Source organism: Mangrovibacterium sp. (assembly GCF_059905295.1).
This window is the reverse complement of sequence record NZ_JBZQJF010000097.1, coordinates 1-3256: the sequence shown is the minus strand read 5'-3', so window position 1 is coordinate 3256 and position 3256 is coordinate 1. Positions and strand designations below refer to the sequence as shown.

3 protein-coding genes are annotated in these 3256 nt (G+C 47.3%); all 3 read left to right on the top strand.

All coding sequences use genetic code 11. The annotated features are described in order from the left end of the window. The coding region (locus tag AC37HE_RS05280) for a DUF6261 family protein (protein WP_500781743.1) at nucleotides 1-654 on the top strand (654 nt) is incomplete at its 5' end. 104 nt (nucleotides 655-758) lie between these two features. Beyond that, the gene (locus AC37HE_RS05275) at nucleotides 759-1346 is read left to right on the top strand and encodes a hypothetical protein (RefSeq protein WP_500781742.1); all 588 of its coding nucleotides are present in this window, start codon (nucleotides 759-761) and stop codon (nucleotides 1344-1346) included. Nucleotides 1347-1600: 254 nt separating this feature from the next. Further along, a complete protein-coding gene (rsgA, locus tag AC37HE_RS05270) occupies nucleotides 1601-2662 on the top strand; it encodes a ribosome small subunit-dependent GTPase A (RefSeq protein ID WP_500781741.1) in 1062 nt (353 codons plus the stop codon). Nucleotides 2663-3256 lie beyond the last annotated feature (594 nt).

The window sequence follows — 3256 nt, the reverse complement described above, 5'->3', positions numbered from 1 at the left end:
GTGGAGGTGCTGCAGGCAATCGGCATTGCTGCCAGCTACGACGAAATGCTGGCTCGCAAGGATCAGGTGAGCCTGGCGTTGGACCGAAACAATAAAAATCCCTTTACCCTGGCGGTTGCCACTGCTGATGTGAAGCGTGATGCTGCACTGGATGCCCTCAAGTTTTACCTGTTGTACTGTACCCATCAACCTGATGAAACCATTCGTGCGGCAGCCTCCCGCCTGATTACCATTCTGCAAACCTTTGGCTGGTCGATGCAGATGGATAGCTACTCGGAACAAACCAAAAACGTGCGCAGCTTTTTGGTCGAGGTGGAAGCCAGCACCAGCTTGCAGGCCGATCTGGCAACGGGTTCCTGCAGCAATCTGTTCGACCTGGTGAAAACCACCGAGGTCGATTTTGAGCAGTTGTTAAACGATTTCAATAAATATGAGACTGACAAGCAGGATGTAGACCCGATCGCTGAAAAGGAATGGCTGCGTGACACCATTAACAACCTGGTGGATGATCTGAACTACCATTGCCGGAAGAAAACCAACGATGCCTGCCTGGAAATTCACGACCAACTGGAAAACCTGGTAAAAACCATTGCCGGCGAGATCAAAGCCCGGGGAACCCGTGCCGATTCAGGAGATACATCTACCGCTGAATAAGAAATATCGCCGATTGAGCGACAGAGAGAACAAGGAAGCCGGCCGGCGCGAAAACGACCGGCTTCTTCTTCAACCCGAATTAATAACGCAAACATAAACAGGCTATGAACGCACATTTGAACGAAGAACAGAAAAATCGTTTTAACGAAGTATTTGATAAAGTTGGGGATCGACTGTTGGCTTTAAACGACAAAGACCAGCAAGCGGGGCGATTCCTGCGTTACCCCAACGACCCGGAACTTAAGGGGCTGATCGCTGAAGTAAAGTCGGTTTGTTTAACGATGGTTCCCGACCATTGGCCGAGTCTGGTTGCTGTTGCAAACTTACTCCGACGTTTGGGGGAGGACGCTGAGGCTTTAGCTTTGTTGGAAATCGCCTGCCAGCTGGAACATTTAATGCCCATGATCCCGATGGAAATCTCGATTACAGCCACTTGGTTGAAGGATGCTGATAAAGCCCTCTATTATGCAGAAGAAGCCATGAGGAGAAGTCCTTATGAGCCTGATTTGCATGCCAACTATGCGTTGAATTTACTTTGTGTTTCACGGGATATTGAAGCCTTGGATGTTATTGAACAGGCCCTTCGTATTGAACCGGATAATGTGATTTGTCAGCACATGTTTATGTTGGTTACGATGGTGATTAGCGGTGAATGTGAAAGACCCACCATGAAAGGTCCCTTGGGTGAGTGAGTTAATTCCTGGTAAAAGTGAACACCCGACCGTGCAAATCCTCCTTGTGCGGTCGGGTGTTTTTTTGAAAGTTTCTTCCGAGTTCCAAGTTCCAAGTTGACAGGACTCAATACTCCTCCGGCAACCTTATAGCTTTAGTTAACCTTAGTAGACTATTGTGCCACTCAACATCCCTAAGCTTATTTCAAACGTTCTGGCAAAAGTTTCGTAATTTGTTGGACAAGGGAATCTTATCAAACGCAACGAAAACCAAAATGACACTAACTGATTTAGGCTATAACGCAGATTTGGAGACGTACAGGATCGACGCCGGTCTGGATGCCTTGGAGGTGGGACGGGTGATTGCTGAACACAAAGAGCGGTACATCGTTAAAACAAGCGAAAAGGAATATGAGGCTGAGATCCTGGGAAACTTACGGTATACAGCACAAAGCCGTGCTGACTTTCCTGCTGTTGGCGACTGGGTTGCTATTTCGGCCTACGACGATGACAAAGCACTTATTCATGCCGTTTTCCCGCGGAAGTCGGTCATTGAGCGACAAGCTGTGGGTAAAAAAGGGGAAAAGCAAATCATCGCAAGCAATATCGATACTGCCTTTATTGTGCAGGCTGTCGATCGCGATTTTAGCATCAACCGGATCGAACGCTACCTGACGATTTGCCATGCATCGCATGTTGAGCCAATTATCATCCTCAATAAAATTGATTTGGTCGATGATGAAATGTTGTCGAAGCTGGTTGAAGGTATTCAGTCGAGAATAAAAGAGGTACCCGTATTTGCCATTAGCAACGAATCGAAACAAGGGATTCAAAAGCTTCAGGAGGTGATCCAAAAGGGGAAAACCTATTGCCTTTTAGGTTCATCGGGAGTCGGGAAGTCCACCCTTTTAAATACCCTTTTAGGCGAGCCGCTGATGAAAACGAATACCGTTAGTGAGCATACAAACCGGGGACGGCATGTTACGACGCACCGGGAGCTACAGGTGCTGCAAAACGGTGGAATTTTGATCGATAATCCGGGAATGCGCGAGGTGGGAATTACCGATTCTGCGACAGGGATGGAGATGACTTTCGGGCAGATTGCTGAACTGGCTCAAGCATGCCGGTTTAAGAACTGCACCCATACCAGTGAAGCCGGTTGTGCTGTTTTGGCTGCCCTTGAGACGGGAACATTGGATCAATCTTCCTATGAAAACTATCTGAAGATGGAACGGGAAAAAGAACACTTCGAAACGACTGTTGCCGAGAAACGCAAAAAAGATAAAGACTTCGGGAAAATGATCAAGAACTACAAGAAAGGAAACTATAAGCCGTAAGTACTGACCGGGTGACTGAGTGTCACCCGGTCAATAGATTTTCGGCTTAGGGGTTGTAAAGTAGGACTGATTGGGATGAAGACTTGATTGAAGGTAAAAGCTTGCTCGAAGCGGAGTGTTGGCCGTCAAAACGCCCGGCCGAGGGTTCGTTTTGACAAGATTTTGGGATACTTTTCATCGACTGGAAAAGTATCGGCCAGTCCGGCCTGAGGACATAGGGTTGGGAATAGTCTCTTTTTTTCTGAAAGTCTTCTTCTGTTTTTACTTTGTATCTAATGTATAATGTACCCACCCTGGCCCTCCCTCGCGAGGGAGGGAAATTCCGACTTTGTCGGAATGGGAGGGTCAATCTGATTCATAAGAATCCACTTTCATCCCTGTTGGTGATTCGCCGGAATCATGAGTGTTTTCTGTGAAAGTCTTTTTCAAGATGCGTTGAAGAGGATCGATTCCGCTCCAATAAATTTCCGCTAGCCTTACCAGGCGGGTTTTCATCTTTGGCTTGCCCCAAAGACGAAACAGAAAACGCAAGGCTGATTTTTATCTTCAGGTATCAGCTCCTGAAAGCTAAGTTCAGCCGGGTGATCTCCTTCT

Excerpts from the sequence above, each read along its gene's own strand:
- AC37HE_RS05275 (WP_500781742.1), top strand. The coding sequence starts at position 759 with ATGAACGCACATTTGAACGAAGAACAGAAAAATCGTTTTAACGAAGTA.
- rsgA (WP_500781741.1), top strand. The coding sequence starts at position 1,601 with ATGACACTAACTGATTTAGGCTATAACGCAGATTTGGAGACGTACAGG.